Origin of the sequence: Pectobacterium parvum (assembly GCF_020971565.1) — a bacterium.
GTDB lineage: Bacteria > Pseudomonadota > Gammaproteobacteria > Enterobacterales > Enterobacteriaceae > Pectobacterium > Pectobacterium polare.
In genome coordinates, this window is the sequence record NZ_CP087392.1 from 2,385,684 (window position 1) to 2,409,231 (window position 23,548).

Genomic DNA, 23,548 nt, shown 5'->3' on the forward strand with positions numbered 1-23,548 from the left:
GAAATCACAAAGTTAAAATAAGCTAAGGGGAATCGTCATGAGTGAGACCGTTCGTGTTGGACTGCTGGGCTATGGCTATGCCAGTAAGACATTCCACGCGCCGTTGATTGCAGGTACGACGGGTATGGAGCTGGTGGCCGTGTCCAGCAGCAGTGCTGAAAAAGTGCATGCAGATTGGGCAAATCTGCGAGTAGAGAAAGACCCTCAGGCGTTATTTAACGATCCCGATATTGACCTCATTGTTATTCCTACCCCCAATGACACGCACTTCCCGCTGGCGAAACAGGCGCTGGAAGCGGGCAAGCATGTCGTCGTCGATAAACCGTTTACCGTGACGTTGTCACAAGCATATGACTTGGGTACCATCGCCGACCGCGTTGGAAAAATGCTTTCTGTTTTCCATAACCGCCGTTGGGACAGCGATTTTCTGACGCTGAAACAGCTGCTGGCGGCAGGAACGTTAGGAAATGTGGTGTATATGGAATCGCATTTCGATCGCTTCCGCCCCGAAGTGCGCCAGCGCTGGCGGGAAGACGGCAGTGAAGGCAGCGGGATTTGGTACGATCTTGGACCGCACTTGCTGGATCAGGCGCTGGAGCTGTTTGGCTTGCCGGTGGCGATTCAGGTCGATATGGCACGGTTGAGACCTGGCAGTAAGGCAATAGATTATTTCCACGCAACGCTGATTTACCCGCAACGCCGGGTTGTCCTGCATGCCAGCATGCTGGTGGCGGCGGCGTCTGCCCGTTATATCGTGCATGGCACACGCGGCAGCTTTGTTAAATACGGTCTTGACCCACAAGAAGATCGCCTGAAAGCGGGCGAACGTCCACCGCTGGCCGACTGGGGACAGGATAAGCACGATGGCGTGCTGACGTTGTCTCGCGATGGCATAACGGCGGAGCAAACGATCGCCACGATTCCGGGGAACTATCCGGCTTACTATGCGGCAGTGCGCGATGCGCTGACGGGTAAAGGCGAAAACCCCGTCAGCGTGCATCAGGCGATTCAGGTGATGGAACTGATCGAGCTAGGGCTGCTTTCCCACGAGCAGAAAAAAGCCGTCACGGTGAAAAATAGCTAGATTTACCGCGTTTTATTCCAGATAGTTAATGGTTTGTTTAAACAGGCGATCTATAGGATCGCCCTAGATTGCTGAGAAAATCAATCGAACGGTGAATGGGTCGAGGGTAAAAATGCGGTATATGCGTCTTTTTACGCCCGATTTACGATGTTCGGAAGGCGCTTCTGATGCCTTTATCTCATTACCACCGTTTTCTGTCTGTAAACAGATTTATCGGCTCAGATTTCTGGATTCACATTTAGTCATAGATAACTTTGGGCGATCTTCGAATCGCCCGTCTTGTTAGGGTGTTCATTCGGCTGATAAGAGGCTAGGGGAAAGGTGTTGAGCATGGGGTGGTTACAACGGTTACGCATTGATAAATTCTTATTGGTTCTGATTCTGGTGGTGGTGACAGCGTCGGTTCTTCCGGCTGAAGGCTCCGTAAAGGTTTTCTTTGAGCATCTGACCACCGCGGCGATTGCTCTGCTGTTCTTTATGCACGGCGCGAAGCTATCGCGGGAAGCGATTACCACTGGCATGGGGCACTGGCGTTTGCATCTGGTGGTGTTTGCCAGCACGTTTATTCTGTTCCCGCTGCTGGGAATCGGCATGAGTCTGCTGTCGCCCGTTGTGCTGACGCCGACCTTGTATCTGGGCTTCCTCTACCTGTGCGCGCTACCAGCGACGGTACAGTCAGCGATTGCTTATACCTCAATGGCGGGTGGTAACGTCGCAGCAGCGATTTGTAGCGCCTCGGCATCCAGTATTTTGGGCGTATTTCTCTCGCCGATTTTGGTCGGTTTGCTGATGCATACGCAAGGGGGAGAAACGGATACGCTGCACGCTATTGGTTCTATTATCATGCAGTTAATGGTGCCTTTCGTGATTGGCCATCTGTCTCGCCCGTTGATTGCCAAGTGGGTTGAGCGTAACCGTAAGCTGATTAATATTACTGACCGGTCATCGATTCTTTTGGTGGTGTATGTCGCCTTCAGCGAGGCGGTTGTGCAGGGGATTTGGGGACAGATCAACGTCTGGTCATTGCTCGCCGTCGTCGGCTGTTCGATAGTGCTGCTAGCGATTGTGCTGGTGGTGAATACGCTGGTCGCCCGTAAGCTGGGCTTTAATACTGCCGATGAAATCACCATCGTATTCTGCGGTTCGAAGAAGAGCCTGGCGAATGGGATCCCGATGGCAAACGTGCTATTTCCTGCCGCTGCGGTTGGTGCGATGGTGCTGCCGCTGATGATTTTCCATCAAATTCAGCTGATGGTCTGCGCCGCGCTGGCCCAGCGCTATGCCAAGCGGATAAACAAGGAACAGGATACGCACCGTCAGTAAGAGATTATCGGTCTCTCGTATCATGCAAAACGCCCTCGGTCTTACACAGGCCGAGGGCGTTGTCATTTGTAACAAACACGTGTAACTACGCGGAAACACAAGAAATAATCTATTACAGTGATAGTTTCGCAGGGGTGTTACTTTTCTGTTGCGTTACGTTATAACAATAGTCGCTCATCGAGATGTGTTAGCGATAGAGCAAGACACAGTTAATGATAATTATTATTTTGAGATCGAGGGAAATATGTTTAAAAAAACGGTGTTAACTTTAGCGATGTTAGGGACGCTGGCTTCCGCATCTGTGCAGGCTGCTCAGGGTACACAATGCGTAAAAACCAGTCAAAAAGAGATTGCGTCGTTATTTGACCGTTGGAATGCATCGCTGAAAACGGGCGATGCGAAGCAAGTTGCGAAAAACTATGCGTCAGACGCGGTGCTGCTGCCAACGCTGTCCGATCAACCGCGTACGACTGACGCAGAGCGTATTGATTACTTCGAACATTTCCTGGCGAAAAAGCCGGTTGGTAAGATTGACACCAGCACGATCCGCATCGGCTGTAATAAGGCCGTTGATACCGGAACCTACACCTTCACATTCGGTGATGGTAGCGTAGCCAAAGCGCGCTATACCTACACTTACGCTTGGGACGTGAAACAGAAGCAGTGGTTGATTACGTCGCACCACTCCTCAGCAAACCCAAGCTGATCTCTGTAATTTATCTTTAACAGGTGCGTATCAAACGGCTAACAAAAGTTAGCCGTTTTTTGTGTGCTGATGATAAAAATTACTGCGTAGCACCGCGTTTGCGCAGAACCTTTTCACGCAGTTGCTGCTTTTCCTGCTCGCTGATAAACGCAATGTTCAGGCCGTTTTCCTGCGCTTTGCGCGTTTCTACCGCCGTCAGGCCAGCAAGCGGGGCTGCGACCTCATATTCGTGACGAATCTCTATACCCTGAACTGCTGGGTCGTCCGTATTAATAGTTGCAGGGATTTCATAACGCAGGAAGTGGATCAGCGGATGTTTATCCAGTGTTTCCACGGTGCTGGTTTGAATGTTAGAGGTTAGGCAGGATTCAATGCCGATCCCATGCTCTGCCATGTGCGTCATCAAGCGAGGATCGATAATGGCGGTGACGCCGTGCCCGATGCGCTCTGCACCCAGATGGTTAATCGCTTGCCAGATACTTTCTGGCCCAGCCGCTTCCCCCGCATGAACGGTGATATGCCAGCCGGCATCGCGAGCTTGTCGGAAATGCGAAGTAAACTGCGCGCCAGGATAGCCCAACTCATCACCCGCCAGATCGAGTGCGACGATGCGATCGCGTTGTGACAGCAGGGCGTCCAGCTCTTGCTGGCAGGCCTCAGTGCCGAATGTCCGACTCATGATGCCAATCAGACGGATATCGGTATCGAAATCACGACTGCCAGCAGTAATACCGTCGATCACGGCTTCAACAACGCCAGCAATCGGCAGTTTATGATTCATTGCCATATAGTAGGGAGAGAAACGCAGTTCTGCGTAATCCAACCCAGCTTTCATGGCATCTTCAACGTTCTCGTAAGCCACGCGGCGGCAGGCATCCAGTGAACCGAGTACGGCTACGCCCCAGTCGAGCTTTTGTAAAAAGCTCAGTAAGTCAGGTTCATTCTTGGTGACTTGGACGTGAGGGCGGAGCATGTCAAGATCGCTGGCAGGTAATGCAATATTGTACTGGCGGCCTAGCTCCAGAATACTCTGGGCGCGGATATTGCCATCCAAATGGCGGTGGATGTCTGTCAATGGTAAGCGAGAATCAATCATAATATTATTGTCTGATTACTGTTTTTCGTACGACAAAGTATAAAAAGAAATCGTGGTAAATAGCTAATTGTTACCGTCGAAATTCATGTGATATGGACAATCATTGAGCAAAAACAATCTGTTATTACTTTTCCTGACCCGTAGAACGGGCGTTCAACTTAGGAATAACGCGGATATAAATGAGTTCGCTGAGCAACTCGACTAACGTTTGGCAGACAATCACGGCCGGAAGCAGCGGCAGTGCGCCGGGTATTGCCAACGCCAGCGGCAGAATAACCAGAGAATTTCGCGTGCTGGCGCTGAAGGCCACGGCACGCCCGCCAGCCGAATCCAATCGAAACACGCGGGCAGTGAACCAGCCGAGCAGTGGTGCCAGCAGCGCAAAGAGCAGATAAAACGGCACCGCGAGCAGCACCGATGCCCAGGTGGTACGGAGTTGAGGAATGACCGCCGCAATGACGATAAACAGCACCAGAGCGGTAACCGGAACGGGAAGATAGCTCAATGCATTCGCAAATGTTGCCATTGTGCGTTGGCGCGCCGCTAGCCATTGCAGAAGCGCGGCCAGCGCTAAAGGCACGGCAATCAGCCAGATAAACGCGTCGATAAAGGGCGCGAAGACGATAAGCCCCGCAGCATCGTGGCCGAGAAATAGCGTCAGGTAGAAGGGCAAGGCCAGCATTTGCAGCAACAGTAAAATAGGCGTTGCGGCCAACAGGCGGGCGGCATCGGCCCGACCCAGATATGCAAATGTCACTACGTAGTCAATACAGGGTGCGAGTAACACCAATATGATGCCCAGCTTCACCAGTGGATCGGCGGGGAGAAAGGGCAACAGCGCCGCGACCAGCAAGGGTATCACGATGAAGTTGGCAGTCAGCAACGCGCCGATGAATCTGACTTGAGTGATGCTTTTTCCGATGGTGGTCAGCGGCACTTGCAGAAACGTGACAAACAACATCAGCGCCAGCGCCGGATTAATCACGACATCCAGTTGCTCTGTCCCCGGCAGCGCCAGAGCTGCTGCCACTGCCGCGATCACGGCAACAAAATAGATCGCGGCCTGATGGGCTTCCATGAAGGGCTTCAACGCGGACATGGTGTTATCTCAAAATCAAACTGGAGAGGTAGGGCAGGAAAAACGGTGGCGGCAAGTGCGGCCACCGTGTGTTTTAGCACGTCATACGATGTGCTGACTTATTGCGCCGGAGGTGTGACGGGTTCTTCCTGTGCGCCAGGCAGAGACTCTTCACCTTGTTCCGTTGGAACGGAGAAATACGGCGCGATGAAATCAGCCAGTGGTATTTTGTTGCCGTTGAAATCAATTTGACCATCGGCATAGTGCAGTGAACTGGTAATGGCGTTGTCTTTTGTGACGCTCAGTTGGTTACCCTCACCAATCTGGGCCATCATTTCAACCTGTTGTTTCGCCATGTCAGCGAGCTGCTTTTGCTCTTCATCGTTCGCCGGTTTCGGTGCTGCTTGTATCATTAGCTCTGCCAGCATATCCAGCGGAACATTGAGTTTGGCATCGAGTTTTTTGACCGACTGACGAATAATTTTTTCTTCATCCGACAGGGTGGCATCGTTCGCTTTATCTGTGCTCTGCAACGGGTCGGTTAAATCCAGCGCCAGCGTGAACGTGCCTTCACCCTTGCTGTTTTTCCAACTGATCGGGGAAATCGCAATGCTCGGGTTGCCTTTCAGCAACTGTGGCAGATATTGCAGAACAGACATGGCGACATCCTGCTGATAAGCGTCAGGATCGATAGCGGCCGGATCCTGCAACAGTTTCTGCACTTTTTCCTGATAGGCGGTGAGGAACTGTTTGGTGCCCGCGCCATCAAGCTGTGAAATGGACATGCTGACGTTACCAGAGCCCAGATTGCGGTCGCCGATGATTAACGATCCCAGCGTCACGGCCATTTTGCCTGCCAGATTCTTGTCGTCTTCCGTTGCGCTACTTTTCAGGGAGAAATCGTTCAACGTAACGGGCTCGCCACCTTCTACGGTAAACGTCATCGCTTTGAAGGACAGATTACCATCGCCTAAATCCAGATCGAATTTGCCTTTTTGATTGGTGCCTTTGATGGAGAAATCGGTGAGATCGACGTTCTCTGTTTGACCCCAGGCATTTTTCCTTTCCATCTTCACGCTGCTGATGGTGGTATCCAGCTTGCTGCTGCGCAGGTCGTGTCCGATATCCACCACGGCTTGCGCGCCGCTGAAGGAAAATTTCTGTTCTGGTGTCTGATGGTCGATAGGGGCCAGCGTAACGAGTGACTGCGTATCACCGCTGTAAGCGACGCGAGTTTCGGCCGTAAAGAACGGCTTATCTTTCGTCAGCTCAAACCAGGCTTTGATGGCGGGTGTGTTGGCCAACTCGGTATGGACAGATGCCATCGCCGGAGCGAGGTTGAATTTCTTGAGCTGTGCTAGCGGGAACGGCCCGTGATACACGGTTTCGTTGAAGACCAGTTCTTCGCCAGGCGCAAGGAACTGCGCCCCTTTTGCTGTGCCGTCTGTCTGTAAAACATAGGCCAGGGTACTGCTGAAAATGCCGCCCTGGTAGTCGCGATAGACCACTTTCAGGCCCGCGTTCGGGTAGGCTTGCTTGAGCTTGGTATTCAGCGTATCGGTAAAACCATCAATTTGCTGAGCCATCTGTTTGCCGGTGTACCAGGAGGCGCCGGTCCAGACTGCACCCAGAGCAACAATAACGCCTACGGCGACTAACGACTTCTTCATTTTTATTCATCCTTTAGTAAAAAAATGCGCGTTTTCAACGCGAAACGCTGGCAGCTTACCCAGAGATAACTGCTGCGTATGGAACAAGTTATCGGTTAAATACGCGAGCGAGACGCCCCTGTCCCTCAACCGTTATCGGTGACTCACTGGCTGAAATGAAGCAGGACTCTCCCGGACGTAGCGAGAGCCGCTGCTCATTTTTTTGCAGGACGGCATCGCCGTCAATACAAAATACAATGGCGGCACTGTTCTGGCTGAGCGTCTGTGGGCTTTGGCTCAGTTCGTGCAGCGAAAAAGCAAAATCCTCAACAGGAATCGGGAAGCTGAGTTCATTACCCTGTCGGTGTGGTGTCGTCAGCAACTGGTTTGCGGGTTTGGCTTCGAACATGACATTATCCAATAGCTCTGGAATATCAATGTATTTCGGCGTTAACCCAGCACGCAGCACGTTATCCGAATTCGCCATGACTTCTAATGCCACGCCTTTCAGATAAGCATGCGGCGTTTGCGCAAACAGGAACATGGCTTCGCCGGGTTGCAGCGTAATGACGTTCAGCAGCAGCGGAGAGAACAATCCGCTGTCGTCGGAATAGTATTGGGTGATCGCGCGGATGGTCGCCCAGGGCTCGTCATTTTGACTATTTAGCGCGGCCTTCAAGACGCCGAGCGCCCGCGATTTTTGCTCACCTTCCATACTCAACAGGTTGGTGAACAGCATGGCGAGATTCTTCGCGTCGGGCTGTTGTAAAAACGCGGTGATTGACGGATGTGCGCTGGCGACGGGCTCTAGCAACTGCACAATTTCAGATAATTCTCGGAACCCATTCATAGCCTGAAAGGGCGTTAATGCGTAGACCAATTCCGGTTTGTGATTGGCATCTTTGTAGTTTCTTTCGGCCGCATCGAGCGGGATGCCCGCGGCATTCTCTTTCACAAAGCCTTGTTCTGCCGACGATTTACTGGGGTGAACCTGTATGGAAAGCGGCTGTTCCGCGCACAATACCTTAAACAAAAAGGGCAATTCGCCAAAACGTTGCGCGATCGTTGCGCCAAGATGGGTGGTCGCGTCTTCGGCAATCACATCTCGCAGGCTGCGGGTGTTGCCTTTTTCATCAATAATCGCCGAACTGCTTTTAGGATGGGCGCCCATCCAAAGTTCTGCCATCGGTAAATCGTTAGGGTTATCAATGCCATATAGCTCATTTAAGGCGTGCTTGCTGCCCCAGGCGTAGTGCTGGACGCAATTGAGCATTTTTTGCATGTCGGCTCCCTGCTATTACATTAATTGTTAATTTCTGTGATGCTGGCTGTTAATTACCTGAGTGATTATGAATACACTGCATCTTCTTCGCTTCATGGTAATGTTTTATGTAGCGCGATACCAGACAGTGTTAGTGGGCCAATAAGCGCGATAAGGCCAGTGAGTGTTATCAGAATAGGCCCAGCGATGTGATTCGATGTCTTCTACTAGTTGAATGTGTATTTTAAGGAGGAAAGGTAATGAGCACGACGCGTAGTGAAAAAGACTCAATGGGACCGATTGATGTTCCTGCTGAACGGTTATGGGGCGCCCAAACGCAACGATCGCTGGAACACTTCCGTATTTCTGAAGAGAAAATGCCCCGTGCGCTGATTTATGCGCTGGCACAAACCAAGCGAGCGGCAGCCCGCGTCAACATGGATCTCACGCTTCTGCCAGCCGATCGGGGAAATGCGATTATTCAGGCGGCGGACGAAGTGTTGGCTGGCCAGCATGCCGAGGAATTCCCGTTAGCGATCTGGCAGACGGGGTCTGGCACGCAAAGCAATATGAATATGAACGAGGTGTTGGCTAACCGCGCCAGTGAACTGCTGGGGGGAGTGCGGGGCAACAATCGGCTGGTTCATCCCAATGACGATGTCAACAAAAGTCAGAGTTCCAACGATGTCTTCCCGACGGCGATGCATGTCGCCGCTGTAGTCGCGATCAACGAACACCTGATTCCTGAATTGAAAGCGTTACACGCCACGCTGGCGTCGAAGGCTGAGCAGTTTAAGGATATCGTCAAGATCGGCCGTACGCATTTACAGGATGCCACGCCGCTGACGCTGGGGCAGGAAATCTCCGGCTGGGCCGCGATGTTGCAGCATAACCTGAAGCATATCGAAAACAGCGTGCCACACATTTGCGAGCTGGCGCTGGGCGGCACGGCGGTCGGAACAGGGTTAAACACGCATCCCGAATATGCGGTGCGCGTGGCGGCCGAGCTGGCGACGCTGACCGGTCAACCGTTTGTGACTTCGCCGAATAAATTCGAAGCGCTGGCGACCTGTGATGCGTTGGTTCATGGGCACGGTGCTTTGAAAGGGCTGGCTGCATCGTTAATGAAGATTGCCAACGATGTACGCTGGCTGGCGTCCGGCCCGCGCTGTGGTATCGGCGAACTGAGCATTCCTGAGAACGAGCCGGGTAGCTCCATCATGCCAGGCAAGGTCAATCCGACCCAGTGCGAAGCGCTGACGATGCTGTGTTGTCAGGTGATGGGCAACGATGTCGCGGTGAATATCGGCGGTGCGTCTGGTAACTTTGAGCTGAACGTATATCGCCCGATGGTGATTCATAACTTCCTGCAATCGATTCGCCTGCTGGCTGATGGCATGAAGAGCTTCGATGAGCACTGTGCGGTAGGAATCGAACCGAATCGCGATCGCATCAATCAGTTGCTGAATGAATCGCTGATGCTGGTGACGGCGCTCAACACGCATATTGGCTATGACAAAGCGGCAGAAATTGCCAAAAAAGCGCACAAAGAAGGGCTGACGCTGAAGGCAGCTGCGCTCAAACTGAACTACCTAACCGAAGCACAGTTTGATGAGTGGGTTCGACCGGAAGAGATGGTCGGTAGCCTGAAAAAGTAATGGCGCGGTATTAGCGCGTTATCCCGCAGCCTGCTGGTGTTTATCAGCAGGCTTTTTCATTCTGGAGCATCGGTATACCGATGCAAATGTGGTATCAGCAGGCGAAGTTCGGCCGCTTTCGGTTTGTGCTTACGAACGATAGACCATTTAGTAAAATACGAATATAAATATGAATTATTTTTCAGCATCAATTAATTGTTAGTTAACATAAAGGAAAATCGCGAATTATGATATTTTTATTTTTCCTTTCAGTTATAATTAAGTTCATTTAATAAGCATATTGAGAATAAAATTATGAATAATTTATCAGCATCAGTTAGTCATTCTCAAAAATCTGTAGTTATTAACACTAAATCCCTCCCAGAAAGTAATAAAAAAGAATCATGTGGTTTATTATCAAGACTTTTTAAAATAAAAAATAGAAATTACAATATAAAATTCAATACAAAGCCATCTGAAGTTGTAAAGATATTTTCAAATAATTATGATTCGAAAAATGGAATCATAACAAAGACAAGGTATGAGAGTCATTTCGGTTGCAGTCAGGAACCTGCGCTTATCATATCTAAAGATAGAGATAATAATTTTTTATATTACAAAGGGAACACCGTAGATAACAAAGACATTAATGGTGAAAAAATCTCTTACTTACGATTAAATAAAGACGATTTTGCATATCAAATTAAAAAAGATTTTAATTTACCTCCGTTTGATATTCGTAAAATATTAACTATTGAGATAAGCGACTACAAATATTGATTTTTTTATGTTGACGGTAAAGTAGAGGGCGCTATGTAAGCGAGTTTATGAGGATCATAGGCCATGAGAGCGTAAAAGATAAAGAGAGTAGCGCGGAGTTTACCTGAATGTAGGTAAACTCCGGTAAGAAGGGCGTTTAAAGGCGTTTTTTAAGCATCAGACTCACTCCCAGCGCGAGCAGTAAGAGTGCGCTCAAAAAGACGGTGATACCCATCCACCCAAACGCGTGCCAGAAGAATCCCCCCAGCGTGCCGGCCAGACTGGAGCCCAGATAGTAAGAAAAGAGATACATTGATGATGCCTGACCTTTCGCGCGCCGCGCCCGTTGACCAATCCAACTGCTGGCTACCGAGTGGGCGGCAAAGAAACCCGCGGTAAAAAGCATCATCCCGCCAAAGATCGCGAAGAGCGGGCTCAGTGCCGTCATTCCCAGTCCCGCTAGCATCAGGAGGATAGCGACGCTTAGCACCGGAGCGCGTCCATAGCGGGCCGTTAATGCGCCGGCTTTCGGCGAGCTGTAACTTCCGGTGAGATAAACCACGGAAAGTAAGCCAACCACCGCCTGACTGAGTAAATAAGGCGCAGCCAGCAACCGATACCCAATGTAGTTAAACAGGGTAACGAACGCGCCCATCAGCAAAAATCCCTGAAGGAACAGCAGTGGCAAGCCCGCATCGCGCCAGTGCAGTTTGCTGTTCAGCAACAGCGTTTTCGGGCGTAGCGAACCGGGGCGGAAATGGCGTGATTCTGGCAGGATACGCCAGAACGTGATCGCGGCAATGAGCGCCAGTACGCCGATCGTACCGATGGCGACTCGCCACGGGAAATAGTCCGTTAAGACCCCGCTGACCAGACGTCCACTCATGCCGCCGATTGAATTACCGCTGATATATAACCCCCTCGAAAACGCCAGCACGCTGGGGTGAATTTCTTCACTCAGGTAGCTCATGGCGACGGCCGCAACGCCGCTTAGCGACAGCCCCATCATCGCCCGCATGATCAATACGCCGTTCCAGCTGGTCATAAATGCGCAAATCACGGTACAGATCGCGGCCAGCATCAAGGACACGACCATCACATTCTTACGACCGATCGCGTCGGAGAGCGGTCCGGTAAACAGCAGCCCAAACGCCAGCATTACCGTTGAGACGGAAAGCGACAGGCTGCTGGTCGCTGGCGAAATACCGAAATCCTGAGATAGCACCGGCAGCAGCGGCTGAACACAATACAGTAGGGCAAACGTTGCTAACCCAGCAGAAAACAGCGCCAGCGTGACGCGCATAAATTGTGGCGTACCACGCGTGATATAAGGCGTTTTACCAGAAGATTTCGGGGCAGTATCATCCGCATCGTCGGCCGCAGGAATAAGCCAGTCGTTCGGTGCAGAAGATGGCGGGTTATTCACAATAATTCCTTACCAGAAAGGGTAAATCAGGCGTAAAACAACAATGAGAGGATCATAGAAGAGTGATATTATTTTGTATAATATATTAATAATCATGATTGATATGTTTAAAGTATGAATATCGAACTACGTCACCTTCGCTATTTTATTGCGGTCGCTGAAGAGCTGCATTTTGGCCGAGCCGCAGAACGATTACGCATTTCACAGCCGCCACTGAGCCAACAGATTCAGATTCTGGAGGAGCAGGTGGGAGCGAAATTGTTGGCGCGCAACAACCGGAATGTCCAACTCACGCCAGCAGGCGAGATGTTCCTGAAAGAGGCCTGGTCGATTATCAGTCAGGTCGATCAGGCGGCGGAACGGGCGTCCCGCATTCAACGCGGCGAGATTGGGGAATTAACGATCGGTTTTACGTCCTCTGCGCCGTTTATCAAAAAGATCTCCAGCAGCCTGCTGCGTTTTCGCCAAACCTACCCAGAAGTGCATATTCAGATGATGGAGCTCAATACCAAGCAGCAAATTGAACCGCTGCTGAACGGTAAGCTCGATATCGGCATTATGCGCAATAACCCGTTGCCGGACGCATTGGATCATCAGTTGCTGCTGTGTGAACCGCTAATTGCTGTCGTGCAGGAGTCCCATCCTTTAGCGCAACAGAAAACAGGGCGGGCCATCAGCATTACACAGCTGGCGAATGAGCCGTTCGTTTTCTTCTCCCGCGCGGTTGGAACGGCGCTGTATGACGATACGCTGACGCTACTGAAACGCTATGGCATCAGCCCCTACATTACGCAGGAAGTGGGCGAGGCGATGACCATCGTCGGGCTGGTATCCGCGGGATTGGGCGTGTCCATTTTGCCTGCATCGTTTTTGCGTATTCGGGTCGATGGTGTGAAATATTTGCTGCTGGAAGAAGAGGACGCCACAACGGAAGTCTGGCTGGTGACGGCACGACATCAGCCGCAAAGTGCGGCTGCGAAAGTGCTGATTTCGCTGATGCTGGGCGGATAATCGTTAAAATATGCGCGCTAAATCACATAACGAATCAAATATTTGACGAGTTTAGTGAAAAGCCCCACCATACCCGCAGTTTTTTTATTTTGCAGCGTGAAAAATAGTCATGCCGCAATAATAAAGATAAATTTTTCAACAGCAGTGCCAGATATACCCTAAATAATTCGGGGTGCAGGACAAAACGTATTCGTTTTGAACAACGCGAAGCGTTAGCCCTTTAGGGCGATGCTCAGTCATGAGCATCGTAACGCGGCAAGGGAAGGAATCCCGATGAGCTTACTGAGGTAAGTGATTCGGGTGACTGAGCGAAGCCAACGCACATGCAGCTTGAAGTATGACGGGTATATAATGAGTAGGAGCCAGGTTTGTGATAGCCGACGGTCAACCAGGACACATCGATCAAATTAAACAAATGAATGCCGGTGCAGTGTATCGGCTGATCGATAAGTACGGCCCGATATCACGTATCGAACTGTCTAAACGCGCTCAGCTCGCGCCCGCCAGTATTACCAAAATCGTCCGCGAACTGCTGGAAGCCCATCTGGTACAGGAAACTGAATATCAGGATGTGGGCAGCAGAGGGCGTCCCGCTATCGGCCTGATTCTCGATACCGAGGCCTGGCATTATCTTTCCGCACGCATCAGCCACAATACCCTGTTATTGGCGCTGCGCGATCTCAGCAGTAAGCTGGTTGTGGAAGAAGACATCCCGCTTCCTGCCACATCGCCACAGCCACTGCTCGACCGTATTTTGAATGAAATCGACCAGTTTTTTATTCGTCATCAAAAGCGGTTGGAGCGACTAACGGCAATCGCGATTACCGCACCGGGCATGATTGATGCCAGTAAGGGCATTATTCACCGGATGCCATTTTATGACGTTGAGGAAATGGCGATTGGCCCAGCGCTGGAACAGCGCACGGGGTTGCCAGTATATTTGCAGCATGATATCTGCGCCTGGACGATGGCCGAAGCGCTATACGGCGCATCGCGCGATTGCCAAAATGTGATTCAGGTGGTGATCGACCATAACGTCGGGGCGGGTGTGATTACCGGTGGCCGCATCCTCCATGCGAGAAGTCGGAATCTGGTCGAAATCGGGCACACGCAGGTCGATCCCTATGGCAAGCGTTGCTATTGCGGCAATCACGGCTGTCTGGAAACGGTCGCCAGCACGGAAAATATGCTGGAACTGGCGCAACAGCGCATGAATACGTCCATGAGTTCACTTCTGCACGGTTCACCGCTTAGCGTTGAGAACCTGTGTGACGCTGCGCTCAAGGGCGATCAGTTAGCCAAAGATATTATTAACGATGTCGGTCATAACGTAGGCCGCATTGTCGCTATCATGGTGAATCTCTTCAATCCCGATAAAATTCTGGTGGGATCTCCTCTGAATAAAGCGGCCAGCATTTTACATCCCGCCATTTTAGGCTGTATTCAACAGCAATCATTCCCGCCCTATAGCCACAACCTCCAGGTGGAAGCGACTCAATTCTACAATCAGGGCACGATGCCCGGTGCAGCACTGGTCAAGGACGCGCTCTATAACGGATCGCTGCTGGTTAAACTGCTACAGGGATAACCATAAAGGCGTAGAGCAACAAAACATTGCGCTAACGCAAACTGCCCGAATGAGGCATAGCCTAGACTTTCACGCTTGGAAAGCATTTTAGCTGTGCTTGTTTTTTGATATTCAGGTGGTCTGGAGTTATCCCATGTTGAAACGTATTTTTGTCACTGGTACTGATACCGCCGTTGGCAAAACAGTGGTATCCAAGGCGCTACTGCAAAAACTGGCGCTGGCAGGCAAATCGGTTGCGGGCTACAAACCGATAGCAAAAGGGTGCGAAGAGACGGAAGCGGGTCTGCGTAATAAAGACGCGCTGTTGCTACAGGCGGCCTCTACGCTGGAATTGCCCTATAACATGGTTAACCCCATCGCACTGCGGGAAGATGAAATCAGCGCCAGTGAAGGAACCATTGATTACTGCACGATGACGCAAGGTCTGCGCCACATGGGCGAGACAGCGGATATCGTGGTGGTTGAAGGGACAGGCGGATGGCGAACCGTTATGAACGATCTGCGCCCGTATTCCGAATGGGTGGTGCAGGAACAGCTGCCTGTTGTGCTGGTTGTTGGCATCAAACTGGGCTGTATCAGCCATGCACTGCTGACCGCACAGGCGATCATCAACGATGGTTTACCGCTGGTCGGCTGGGTCGCTAACCGTATTAACCCAGGACTGGCGAATTACGCAGAAATCATTCACGTTCTGCGGAAAAAAATTCCGGCACCGCAGCTGGGTGAACTGCCTTACTTGCCGCGCGCCGAACAGCGGGATCTCTCGTCTTATATCGATCTTTCTGCCGTCAGCTATTAATTTCTTTCGTCTTCTATTCCCGCTTCTCTGCGGGAATAAATTTTCTCCGTCACGCCACCTGTTATACTCACAGGCAGTTTTTCTTCTTACCCTGAAAATATAATGAAAACAGAGAATAACCCGCAGCAAACACCTGTCCCACATCGCCATTGGATTTTAATTGCCTGTATGTTGGCCATGTTCACGGCCGCGATTGAAGTGACGATTGTCGCCACCGCGCTGCCCACCATCATCGCGGATTTAGGCGGGTTTTCCTTATTGGGCTGGGTCTTTGCGGGTTATTTGCTGACGCAGTCGATCAGTATTCCGATTTATGGCCGATTGGCCGATCTGTATGGCCGCAAAAAGATATTCTTCTTCGGCATGATCGTGTTCCTGCTGGGGTCTATTCTGTGCGGATTCTCGACGCAGATGGGCTGGCTGATCGTCTTCCGCACCTTGCAAGGGCTGGGCGCGGGCGCGATTACGCCGATTGCCTTCACTATTGTTGCTGATGTGTACAGCTCGACCGAGCGCCCGAAAATACAGGGCTATTTGTCCAGCGTGTGGGGCTTTTCTGCGATTATCGGCCCGCTGCTGGGGGCGTTTATCGTGCAACACTTCAACTGGGCGCTGGTCTTCTGGGTCAACGTGCCGATTGGGTTATTCTCTATCTTCCTGCTGGCTCGTTATCTGCCGACGATGAATGCCGTACGCCAGCATCAGTTGGACTGGATGGGGGCGTTCTATCTGATTGTGTCCGTCGCCAGTTTGCTGATGGCGCTGCTACAGGCTGAGGTGTTCGGCTACTGGGTGATCCCGCTGCTTGCGATCTCCGCCGTGGGCAGCATTCTGCTGGTTCGACAGGAAAAGCGCACGCCGGAGCCGCTGTTTCCGCTGGCGCTGTGGCGCAATCGGGTCATTATCGCTGGTAATCTCGGCGGATTGGTCGTCGGTGCCGCCATGATGGGCGTGAGCGCCTTTTTGCCAACGTTTATTCAGGGCGTAATGGGTAAAACGCCGCTGGAAGCTGGCAGTATACTGGCGATGATGTCGATTGGCTGGCCGTTGGCCAGTACGCTGAGCGGGCGCTTAATGCTGTGGACGTCTTACCGCTTTACGGCAATGCTCGGCGGCGTTGTGCTGATTATCGGCAGTCTGACGCTGCTAACCGTTCAACCGGACAGCAACCTTATGTGGGCGCGGCTCGCGGCATTTCTGATCGGTTCGGGAATGGGGCTGAGTAGCACAACGTTTCTGGTATCGATACAAAACTCGGTGGACTATTCCATCCGCGGCATTGCGACGGCTTCCGCCATGTTTACCCGCATGCTAGGTTCCGCGCTGGGAACAGCCATCCTTGGCGCCACGCTGAACATCAGTCTGCACTGGCGATTGCCGGACGTGAGCGATCCGCTCCAGACGCTAATGGACCCGGCCAAGCGCATCCTGTTGAGCGTCAACCAGCTCGATACGCTGGCATCGCAAGTCGCCTCATCAATCCACGGCGTATTTATCGTTTCTGCACTCATCGCCGCCATTACGCTGCTTTCCGCCAGAATGATCCCGGCAAGTCAGCGGCCGGGGCAGGCTGAAACCAGACAAAAATAAGGCAAAAGAAAAGGCGCGAAAGCGCCTTTTGAACATCTATGCTAGAACACCTAGAGGAAGGGCTACGGTGTGGTCGTCGGCTGGCCTTCTGTTGGCGCTGGCGCACTTTCCGTATTGGCGTCGCCCTCAGCATGGCGGGTGTAAACAATCTTGTGAGAATCACTCTCGCAGTGACCAACCACCTGACCACCGGCCTGATTCACCTGATCGTTCGGGACGATATCCAGCGTAAAACCGGATTCTGGTACGCCATTGGCGATGATTTTCTGGGTAATATCCGCTTTCACGCTTTCGCAAGATGCCTGTGCAGCCAACGGAGCAACCAGGAATAACGCGGCACCAAAAATGACGGTTTTTTTCATCTTTTGATCCTTTTCTCTGAAAAAAGTCCCTTTGAGTATATCAAACGATGACGATAACGCGAAAAAGCCGCGAAACCCGGCCATCAGTGATGGCCGGAGAAAGCTAAACGCAGGGCCCAGTGGCGCAGCCATACATCATAAAGAGTGGGAAAAGGATAACAGCCGGAACCATGAGGGGAGCAAGTAGCACTTCTTCGCCGGAGTTATCGCTGTTATTGATCACCACAGGAATGGGCTGCGGCAGGCGACCCTGTGTTGTCGGGCTGACCAGTGAGCCGTCTTTTTTACTAAATGTGCCATTCGCGCTAAACGTGACTTCACCTTTTCCCATTGCTGAAGGAATTCTCGCCGCGTAAAGCTCGCGTAAATCGACCAACTGCTCTTTGGTTAGTTGGCGTGTGTCGATCATGTTTTTATAGCTTGCATAGACTTGACCATTATTACGGAGAGAAAAATCGACCCTCACGCCAAGGATGATGTCTTTGTAATCACGATAAAACCCATAATAGTCCTGATACTCTTTTTGAGTGCGTGCGTCGGAGAACTTATAAACGTAATTAGCAGACTCCGCGATAAGCGTCCCATTGTCATTGGTGATATTCGTGATGTTGTCCGTCTTCGGATAGGTGTTTGCACACGAACTGACCAATAGACACATAATAAACACACCCCACAGTTTGATGTGAAAAGGGCGTGAAAGTAACTGCACGAGATCCATATTCATCCTGATGCACTCCATTTTGGATAACAATGCGTGTTGCTACGATACAGCGATAATCGTTGAGTTTAACGGTGATGTCCCCTCGGGTGCAGGCTAATTTTCTGCATTATTTTGCTGCGCTATTTTGTTTGCTGCACTACGAAGAGAAAAGGGGAAACCCACACCAGAAGGCGTGGGTGAAAAATCAGGGGGTAACGGGGCGGCCAGTACGACGATCGAGGCAGCGATCGGTGGTGTTTTCCCAGTAAGCATTGACGTTGTAGCTGGCGTTGCATTTTTCACGCCCATCAATCGCTTTTTCCGTTTTATCGAATTCTTTCTCAACGCGGTTATTGACTTTGTTACGCAGTGAGCGGGTTGAGTCCCATTGCTCTTTGCTTTGACGCGCCGCTTCTTTCGACAACGCGCTGTCGCCGGAATCAACAATGATATGGCGTGTCTCTGCCAGTGCGGCAGGCTGCCAGGCAGCGGAAACGATAACCAGAGAAAGCGGGATGAAGGCCCGAATCAAAGAAGAGAAAGAGTAGTGGTTCATGTTTCACCTTGACAGAACGAATGATAAAAACAAACGCCGGTGCCGCAGAACGATAAAGCGCACGGCAAGCGATAGACAACAAAAGGCGACCGCCGTTCCCTGTAACCTCCGCGCTTTGTGCAAAAGGAAGGTTACCTATAACAAGAAGTATACATCCTTCGCTTCAACGGCACTATAACCGCACAGCACTGAAAGGAAAGGGGCGCTGACAAAAGAAAAGGGCATGAAACAGCGTTCATGCCCTTAATTCTTGTGTTTCAGTAATGATTAGCCTTCGCGATGTACGCTTAGCCCAGCAAAAGACTGGCTGACGGGCATCATTTCCAGCGTATTGATGTTGACGTGTGCTGGCAGGGTGGACACCCAGAAAACGGCTTCGGATACATCTTCAGCGGTCAGCGGTGTCGTGTTGTCATAGGTTTTACTGACTTTGTCATCGTTACCCTTGAAGCGCACGGCCGAGAACTCCGTTCCACCGACCAAGCCCGGTTCGATATTTGTTACGCGGATTCGGGTGCCAGACAGATCGGCACGCAATCCCAGGCTAAACTGCTGCACGAACGCCTTGCTGGCCCCGTACACGTTACCGCCCGCATATGGCCAGTTTCCTGCGGTAGAACCGATGTTGATGACGTGACCGATATTACGCTCCACCATGGCGGGCAGCAGCGCGCGCGTCATGAACACCAGCCCTTTGTTGTTGGTATCGATCATGTTTTCCCAATCGTCGACCGATGCTTTATGCGCAGGTTCCAGACCCAGCGCCAGTCCGGCGTTGTTCACCAGCACATCAATGGCCTGCCATTCGGCTGGCAGGGAGGCAACGGCTTGTTCAATCGCCTGACGGTCACGCACATCCAGTTTTAGCGGATACAGCGCGTCGCCCAGTTCTGCCTTCAGCGCATCCAGACGTTCCTGACGGCGGCCGGTCGCGACCACTTTATGGCCCGCACTAATAAATTTACGTGTAATTGACTCACCAAACCCAGCCGTTGCACCGGTAACAAAAATAATCATGCTCTTATTTCTCCCTGACCGTTTTCATATTTTGCTTGTGCCTGATATCAATATAAATAATGAAAGGCATGCGATCATTTAGCCGTGCAATTCCCCGTGGGTCAAGCGTTACTCCGGTTTCAACAATGCCGTTCAGGAATAATCGCCCCTCAAAACGAGAGGCGAATGTCTTGCCACGGCGATGCGGTAAGGTTGGTATGACGAAGGATTAAATCCAGTTCTTGTTACGGAATTCGCGCATAGTATCCGCGACCCACTGCATTTCCTGCGGTGTCCCTAACGATATACGACACCAGTTATCCGCCGGAGGAAACGCACGGCCAATCAGCACGCCCGTGTCTGCCATATGCTTTTGGTAATCCTTAAGCGGCACGACCAACTGGTGGAACACAAAATTTCCTTCTGACGGTAAGTAAGGCAGTCTCAGGTCATCTAGCGCTTTCAGCAGGATCTGACGCGACACATCATTACTCTTTTTGCTGTAGGTAATGAATGCCGAGTCGTCCATAGATGCCAATGCGGCATCCACACCGCTAAAATTGATTTTTTCGCCCGCGACATACCGTCCCATCAACGCAATGACTTTGGGATGGGCGACGGCATACCCAACGCGCATACCGGCCATAGCGTGTATTTTGGAGAACGTTTTGAGCAGAATAATGTTCTCTGCACCCTGCGTGATCATCGGTGAAATTGATCGAAAACGCGGGTCATTGACGAATTCGGCATAAGCCTCATCGACGATAAACATCGTATTGGCTGGCTTGCTGGCAATCCACGGTTCGATTAAATCCGCTGGCGTAATCGTGCCCGTTGGATTGTTGGGATTAACCAGATAAACGATGGAAGGGCCGCTGTAACCTGCCACGGCGGCTTTCAGTCCTTCAATATCAAACACCCAGTTGTCGAGCATTTTGACTTTCGTGACTTTAATTCCGGCAATTTTCGCAAAGTGTTCGCCGTCGCCGTAGGTTAATTCAGGAATCACCAACTGTGCATCCAGCGAGGCGTAGGCTTCAATGGCCGCCCGGATGCCTTCGGACGATCCGGCCGTCAGCAAGATGGAAGGGGCTTCAACCTGATGATGCGCCGCCAGCTTATTGCCAAGCAGTAAAATTTCATTTTTTGCATAGCGGTTGGCTTTCACGACAGCCTCGCGCGCGGCGGCTTGCGCTTTGGGCGACATGCCCAGTGGGTTCTCATTGAAGTTAATACGGATTGGGTTAGTGGCCGACGGCGCGGTAAATGCGGCATTCTCAGGTTGAGTCTCGGCAAAAGCCCGCGAACTTAACCCTGTTGTTACCGCCGCCGTTCCCAGCAGGGCGCCAGAAAGTTTTAATAATGCTCTGCGTTTTGGGTTTAACACGTCGCTTTCATTGATTAAAAAATTCATCAAAACACTCTCCTTAGTTACATAATGACAGGAGAGCTAAAGCATAAATCGCGCCAACTTCCATAATCAATTGAACGCTAATGCCTTGTCAAATAGGTGAAATAATATTTTCTTACGACACGCATGCCCGTCTGGCGGGAAATGTTGGATTTTCTGATGTGTCGATTAAAGGTAAAGAAAATTGGTTGATTCATCGAGTGATTAAATCGAATAATATGAATTGCTTATGCAAGGGATGCATCATGATGCGTTTGCCCTATAAGATAGCGAGTACATAGCGGAGGGCATCACATTTCCTGATTGTCGGCTTCTACCGCCGCATACAACCTCTCAAGGATATCGGGAAACGCAGACTGGACGCGGTTCCAGCTCGGCACAAACGGTTTATCACCCAGGACATCGCTATAGGCATGACCAGCAAAGGTGATGACATCAGAAAATAACTCCACCGCTGACTCCTCTTTATGACGGTCGAAACTCAGGCCGTTCATACGTGCGTCATGTTCGAAAGCATCGATCATATCAAGCGCGGTGCGATAGTAGGTCGCCCGCAGGACGCGGAAAGAGTCTGTGGTGATATCCACGCCGAGAATCGCCAGCTTGCGATACAGCGCTTTTGTGATGTCCGCCGCCATGCGCTGCAATCCCGCGTTAGGATCGTCTTCAGACATCGGCTGATGTTTATGGTCGTAGCGATCGGCGATATCCACCTGACAAATACGGCGAGTTGCGGTGCCGCGATAAATTTCTGACAGCACGCCAATTTCCAGTCCCCAATCGCCAGGAATGCGCAGATTGTTCAGAATAGTGGTGCGCATCGCAAACTCGCCGGAAAGCGGATAGCGGTAACTGCGCATGTAATCCAGATAGTCGGAATTGCCGTAGACCTTTTGCAGCGATTTCAGTAACGGATAGACCAGCAGACGCCCCACGCGGCCATTCAGTTTTCCCTCTGCAACACGGGAGTAATAGCCTTTGCAGAAGTCGTAATTAAAGTGCGGATTCGCCACGGGATAGAGCAGGCGAGCCAGCATCGCACGGTCATAGGTGACAATGTCACAATCGTGCAAAGCAACACAGGCAGAACGACGCGATGCCAGCGTGTAGCCGACACAAAACCAGACATTCCGGCCCTTGCCGGGTTCCTCCGGTGCCAGTGATTTTTCTGCCAGTTCGTCGCTGAGTGCTTTCAGGCGCGGGCCATCGTTCCATAGGATGCGATGTCGGTGCGGCAGGCGAGAGAAGAACTTTCGGGCGTAAAGAAACTGCTCCCGATCGGCGCGATCGAGACCGATCACAATTTCGCCAAGGTAAGAAACCTGAGACAGCTGATCGACAATGTGGCTCAGCGCAGGGCCTTCCAGCTCCGAGTACAGCGAGGGCAGAATCAGTCCCATACTGTTTTGCCCGGAAAATACCTGAAGTTCATACTCCAGCTCTGCCGTGCTTCTCTGAGTGAGATTGTGAAAATTGGTAATGATGCCATCTTGATAAAATTCGCTCATCCTATGCTCCCATACCCTTCTGCGGCTACGTCATGCCGAGAAATGATCGTTGCCAATAAAATGCTCCAGTCCTTCACTCCAGCCTTGAGGACCTGAATTCTGCGTGCAATATTGCTTGCCGCCGTATGATTCAGGTAGGTTAACAATTTGATTTCCCTTGCCTTTAATTAATACGGCGCAGTCCACCGCGCATAACAGAGATATATCGTTCGGACCGTCGCCCAGACCAAGCGTTTTGACGTCAATACCGTATTTTTCGATATACTGTGTTTTTATCCAGTTAACCATAAGTCCCTTACTCGTCTGAGCACTCATGACGTGATAAAAGCGACCACCTTGGGTCAGAATCAGACCCGCCTCTGCTAATAACTGGCAAAAACGCGGTAGGGCATTTTGCTCGTCCAGCCACAGCAGCGGTTCAGTGGCTTCTCGCTCTTGCGCTCGCTGGGCGTCTTGCTCGGTTAATCCCGTCATTTCTGCTATTTCCGTACTGCTCATATCGCCAAAGCCTTTGAAACGGAAACCGGATGCGCGCAGCGACTCCAACTGAGTGCGGATAACGGAATACCCAGCACCCATCCTCTTCCTTGGATAATCAGGATGTGATTGCCATGTCGGCGGCAGCACGGCAATGGCACCGTTTTCCGCAATATAGGGATACGGTTCCAGCCCGAGCGCCCGCCGTAAGGGCTCAACTTCAGCCGCCGTTTTACTGGTGGTGATAATCAGTGGAATTCCCTCATTCGCCAGCCGTGTCAGCCACAACTGTGCGGCATCCCACCGATAAGTCTCATGATCGAGCAACGATCCATCGAGATCGCTGAAGATAATCAGCTTCGTATTATGCGTTTGCATGGGTTCTCCATGTTTTATCGTGGATAAACAGAGAGTAACGATGGACGATTAACGTTAGTCAGAAAGGGCGTGTGTTTGTCAGTGAAGTGTTGTGTTCGTGGTATTGATGACTGTGAGCATCATCACACTTTAAGGATAGGTGGCAATCCGTAT

The 23,548-nt window shown here is 51.3% G+C and carries 21 protein-coding genes; 9 read left to right on the plus strand and 12 right to left on the minus strand.

Going from position 1 to position 23,548, the window contains the following annotated elements:
* Positions 1-37 precede the first annotated feature (37 nt).
* The 3 genes from LOZ86_RS10825 (at position 38) to LOZ86_RS10835 (ending at position 3,113) form a co-directional block, all read left to right on the plus strand.
* On the plus strand, positions 38-1,084 hold the full coding sequence (locus tag LOZ86_RS10825) for an oxidoreductase (RefSeq protein WP_039486904.1): 1,047 nt from the start codon (positions 38-40) through the stop codon (positions 1,082-1,084).
* 330 nt (positions 1,085-1,414) lie between these two features.
* Positions 1,415-2,407 (plus strand): bile acid:sodium symporter family protein, encoded by a 993-nt coding sequence (locus LOZ86_RS10830; protein ID WP_039486902.1) that lies wholly within the window; start codon positions 1,415-1,417, stop codon positions 2,405-2,407.
* A gap of 244 nt (positions 2,408-2,651) precedes the next feature.
* Positions 2,652-3,113 (plus strand): SgcJ/EcaC family oxidoreductase, encoded by a 462-nt coding sequence (locus LOZ86_RS10835; protein ID WP_039486900.1) that lies wholly within the window; start codon positions 2,652-2,654, stop codon positions 3,111-3,113.
* Between the two features lie 79 nt (positions 3,114-3,192).
* Here the strand turns inward: LOZ86_RS10835 and add are convergent, their stop codons facing one another.
* From add to manA, 4 genes are all read right to left on the minus strand, one after another.
* Positions 3,193-4,209 (minus strand): adenosine deaminase, encoded by a 1,017-nt coding sequence (gene add / locus LOZ86_RS10840; protein WP_039486898.1) that lies wholly within the window; start codon positions 4,207-4,209, stop codon positions 3,193-3,195.
* A gap of 124 nt (positions 4,210-4,333) precedes the next feature.
* A complete protein-coding gene (locus tag LOZ86_RS10845) occupies positions 4,334-5,308 on the minus strand; it encodes a bile acid:sodium symporter (RefSeq protein ID WP_039486896.1) in 975 nt (324 codons plus the stop codon).
* A 98-nt stretch (positions 5,309-5,406) separates the two neighbouring features.
* Positions 5,407-6,957: a YdgA family protein gene (locus LOZ86_RS10850; protein ID WP_039486894.1), complete on the minus strand. Its 1,551-nt coding sequence runs from the start codon at positions 6,955-6,957 to the stop codon at positions 5,407-5,409.
* A gap of 88 nt (positions 6,958-7,045) precedes the next feature.
* Positions 7,046-8,218 carry a mannose-6-phosphate isomerase gene (gene manA / locus LOZ86_RS10855; protein ID WP_111778681.1) on the minus strand — a complete coding sequence of 391 codons (1,173 nt, stop codon included), beginning with the start codon at positions 8,216-8,218 and terminating at the stop codon, positions 7,046-7,048.
* A 239-nt stretch (positions 8,219-8,457) separates the two neighbouring features.
* Here manA and fumC point away from each other — a divergent pair, with 239 nt between their 5' ends.
* On the plus strand, positions 8,458-9,855 hold the full coding sequence (gene fumC, locus LOZ86_RS10860) for a class II fumarate hydratase (RefSeq protein ID WP_230241875.1): 1,398 nt from the start codon (positions 8,458-8,460) through the stop codon (positions 9,853-9,855).
* A gap of 294 nt (positions 9,856-10,149) precedes the next feature.
* A complete protein-coding gene (locus tag LOZ86_RS10865) occupies positions 10,150-10,614 on the plus strand; it encodes a hypothetical protein (protein WP_039486889.1) in 465 nt (154 codons plus the stop codon).
* A 136-nt stretch (positions 10,615-10,750) separates the two neighbouring features.
* On the opposite strand, the gene LOZ86_RS10870 is transcribed toward LOZ86_RS10865, so the two are convergent.
* Entirely contained in the window at positions 10,751-12,019 is a 1,269-nt protein-coding gene (locus LOZ86_RS10870; protein WP_230241877.1) for an MFS transporter, read from the minus strand.
* Positions 12,020-12,133: 114 nt separating this feature from the next.
* Between LOZ86_RS10870 and LOZ86_RS10875 the strand changes: the two genes are divergently transcribed.
* The 4 genes from LOZ86_RS10875 to LOZ86_RS10890 all read left to right on the plus strand — a co-directional run bounded on the left by LOZ86_RS10875 (position 12,134) and on the right by LOZ86_RS10890 (position 17,007).
* A complete protein-coding gene (locus LOZ86_RS10875) occupies positions 12,134-13,030 on the plus strand; it encodes a LysR family transcriptional regulator (RefSeq protein ID WP_039486885.1) in 897 nt (298 codons plus the stop codon).
* 370 nt (positions 13,031-13,400) lie between these two features.
* Entirely contained in the window at positions 13,401-14,618 is a 1,218-nt protein-coding gene (mlc, locus tag LOZ86_RS10880) for a sugar metabolism global transcriptional regulator Mlc (RefSeq protein WP_039486883.1), read from the plus strand.
* Between the two features lie 133 nt (positions 14,619-14,751).
* The gene (gene bioD, locus LOZ86_RS10885; protein ID WP_010296067.1) at positions 14,752-15,417 is read left to right on the plus strand and encodes a dethiobiotin synthase; all 666 of its coding nucleotides are present in this window, start codon (positions 14,752-14,754) and stop codon (positions 15,415-15,417) included.
* 102 nt (positions 15,418-15,519) lie between these two features.
* Positions 15,520-17,007 carry an MDR family MFS transporter gene (locus LOZ86_RS10890; protein ID WP_039486880.1) on the plus strand — a complete coding sequence of 496 codons (1,488 nt, stop codon included), beginning with the start codon at positions 15,520-15,522 and terminating at the stop codon, positions 17,005-17,007.
* A gap of 62 nt (positions 17,008-17,069) precedes the next feature.
* Here the strand turns inward: LOZ86_RS10890 and LOZ86_RS10895 are convergent, their stop codons facing one another.
* From LOZ86_RS10895 to LOZ86_RS10925, 7 genes are all read right to left on the minus strand, one after another.
* On the minus strand, positions 17,070-17,369 hold the full coding sequence (locus tag LOZ86_RS10895) for a DUF1161 domain-containing protein (RefSeq protein ID WP_010296060.1): 300 nt from the start codon (positions 17,367-17,369) through the stop codon (positions 17,070-17,072).
* 103 nt (positions 17,370-17,472) lie between these two features.
* Positions 17,473-18,093: a hypothetical protein gene (locus tag LOZ86_RS10900; RefSeq protein WP_165708222.1), complete on the minus strand. Its 621-nt coding sequence runs from the start codon at positions 18,091-18,093 to the stop codon at positions 17,473-17,475.
* 181 nt (positions 18,094-18,274) lie between these two features.
* On the minus strand, positions 18,275-18,625 hold the full coding sequence (locus LOZ86_RS10905) for a DUF1283 family protein (RefSeq protein WP_039473112.1): 351 nt from the start codon (positions 18,623-18,625) through the stop codon (positions 18,275-18,277).
* 267 nt (positions 18,626-18,892) lie between these two features.
* Positions 18,893-19,642, minus strand: a complete 750-nt coding sequence (ydfG, locus tag LOZ86_RS10910) for a bifunctional NADP-dependent 3-hydroxy acid dehydrogenase/3-hydroxypropionate dehydrogenase YdfG (RefSeq protein ID WP_039486877.1) — start codon at positions 19,640-19,642, stop codon at positions 18,893-18,895.
* Positions 19,643-19,850: 208 nt separating this feature from the next.
* Complete coding sequence (locus tag LOZ86_RS10915) at positions 19,851-21,035, minus strand: pyridoxal phosphate-dependent aminotransferase (protein WP_039486875.1); 1,185 nt, start codon at positions 21,033-21,035, stop codon at positions 19,851-19,853.
* 287 nt (positions 21,036-21,322) lie between these two features.
* Complete coding sequence (locus LOZ86_RS10920) at positions 21,323-22,540, minus strand: glycosyltransferase family protein (protein ID WP_039486873.1); 1,218 nt, start codon at positions 22,538-22,540, stop codon at positions 21,323-21,325.
* Positions 22,541-22,570: 30 nt separating this feature from the next.
* Positions 22,571-23,395: a mannosyl-3-phosphoglycerate phosphatase-related protein gene (locus tag LOZ86_RS10925; RefSeq protein WP_039513618.1), complete on the minus strand. Its 825-nt coding sequence runs from the start codon at positions 23,393-23,395 to the stop codon at positions 22,571-22,573.
* Positions 23,396-23,548 lie beyond the last annotated feature (153 nt).

What these genes read in the sequence shown, in the direction of transcription:
- LOZ86_RS10825 (WP_039486904.1), top strand. Translation starts at nt 38, where the DNA reads ATGAGTGAGACCGTTCGTGTTGGACTGCTGGGCTATGGCTATGCCAGT.
- LOZ86_RS10830 (WP_039486902.1), top strand. Translation starts at nt 1,415, where the DNA reads ATGGGGTGGTTACAACGGTTACGCATTGATAAATTCTTATTGGTTCTG.
- LOZ86_RS10835 (WP_039486900.1), top strand. Translation starts at nt 2,652, where the DNA reads ATGTTTAAAAAAACGGTGTTAACTTTAGCGATGTTAGGGACGCTGGCT.
- add (WP_039486898.1), bottom strand. Translation starts at nt 4,209, where the DNA reads ATGATTGATTCTCGCTTACCATTGACAGACATCCACCGCCATTTGGAT.
- LOZ86_RS10845 (WP_039486896.1), bottom strand. Translation starts at nt 5,308, where the DNA reads ATGTCCGCGTTGAAGCCCTTCATGGAAGCCCATCAGGCCGCGATCTAT.
- LOZ86_RS10850 (WP_039486894.1), bottom strand. Translation starts at nt 6,957, where the DNA reads ATGAAGAAGTCGTTAGTCGCCGTAGGCGTTATTGTTGCTCTGGGTGCA.
- manA (WP_111778681.1), bottom strand. Translation starts at nt 8,218, where the DNA reads ATGCAAAAAATGCTCAATTGCGTCCAGCACTACGCCTGGGGCAGCAAG.
- fumC (WP_230241875.1), top strand. Translation starts at nt 8,458, where the DNA reads ATGAGCACGACGCGTAGTGAAAAAGACTCAATGGGACCGATTGATGTT.
- LOZ86_RS10865 (WP_039486889.1), top strand. Translation starts at nt 10,150, where the DNA reads ATGAATAATTTATCAGCATCAGTTAGTCATTCTCAAAAATCTGTAGTT.
- LOZ86_RS10875 (WP_039486885.1), top strand. Translation starts at nt 12,134, where the DNA reads ATGAATATCGAACTACGTCACCTTCGCTATTTTATTGCGGTCGCTGAA.
- bioD (WP_010296067.1), top strand. Translation starts at nt 14,752, where the DNA reads ATGTTGAAACGTATTTTTGTCACTGGTACTGATACCGCCGTTGGCAAA.
- LOZ86_RS10890 (WP_039486880.1), top strand. Translation starts at nt 15,520, where the DNA reads ATGAAAACAGAGAATAACCCGCAGCAAACACCTGTCCCACATCGCCAT.
- LOZ86_RS10895 (WP_010296060.1), bottom strand. Translation starts at nt 17,369, where the DNA reads ATGAAAAAAACCGTCATTTTTGGTGCCGCGTTATTCCTGGTTGCTCCG.
- LOZ86_RS10900 (WP_165708222.1), bottom strand. Translation starts at nt 18,093, where the DNA reads ATGAATATGGATCTCGTGCAGTTACTTTCACGCCCTTTTCACATCAAA.
- LOZ86_RS10905 (WP_039473112.1), bottom strand. Translation starts at nt 18,625, where the DNA reads ATGAACCACTACTCTTTCTCTTCTTTGATTCGGGCCTTCATCCCGCTT.
- ydfG (WP_039486877.1), bottom strand. Translation starts at nt 19,642, where the DNA reads ATGATTATTTTTGTTACCGGTGCAACGGCTGGGTTTGGTGAGTCAATT.
- LOZ86_RS10915 (WP_039486875.1), bottom strand. Translation starts at nt 21,035, where the DNA reads ATGAATTTTTTAATCAATGAAAGCGACGTGTTAAACCCAAAACGCAGA.
- LOZ86_RS10920 (WP_039486873.1), bottom strand. Translation starts at nt 22,540, where the DNA reads ATGAGCGAATTTTATCAAGATGGCATCATTACCAATTTTCACAATCTC.
- LOZ86_RS10925 (WP_039513618.1), bottom strand. Translation starts at nt 23,395, where the DNA reads ATGCAAACGCATAATACGAAGCTGATTATCTTCAGCGATCTCGATGGA.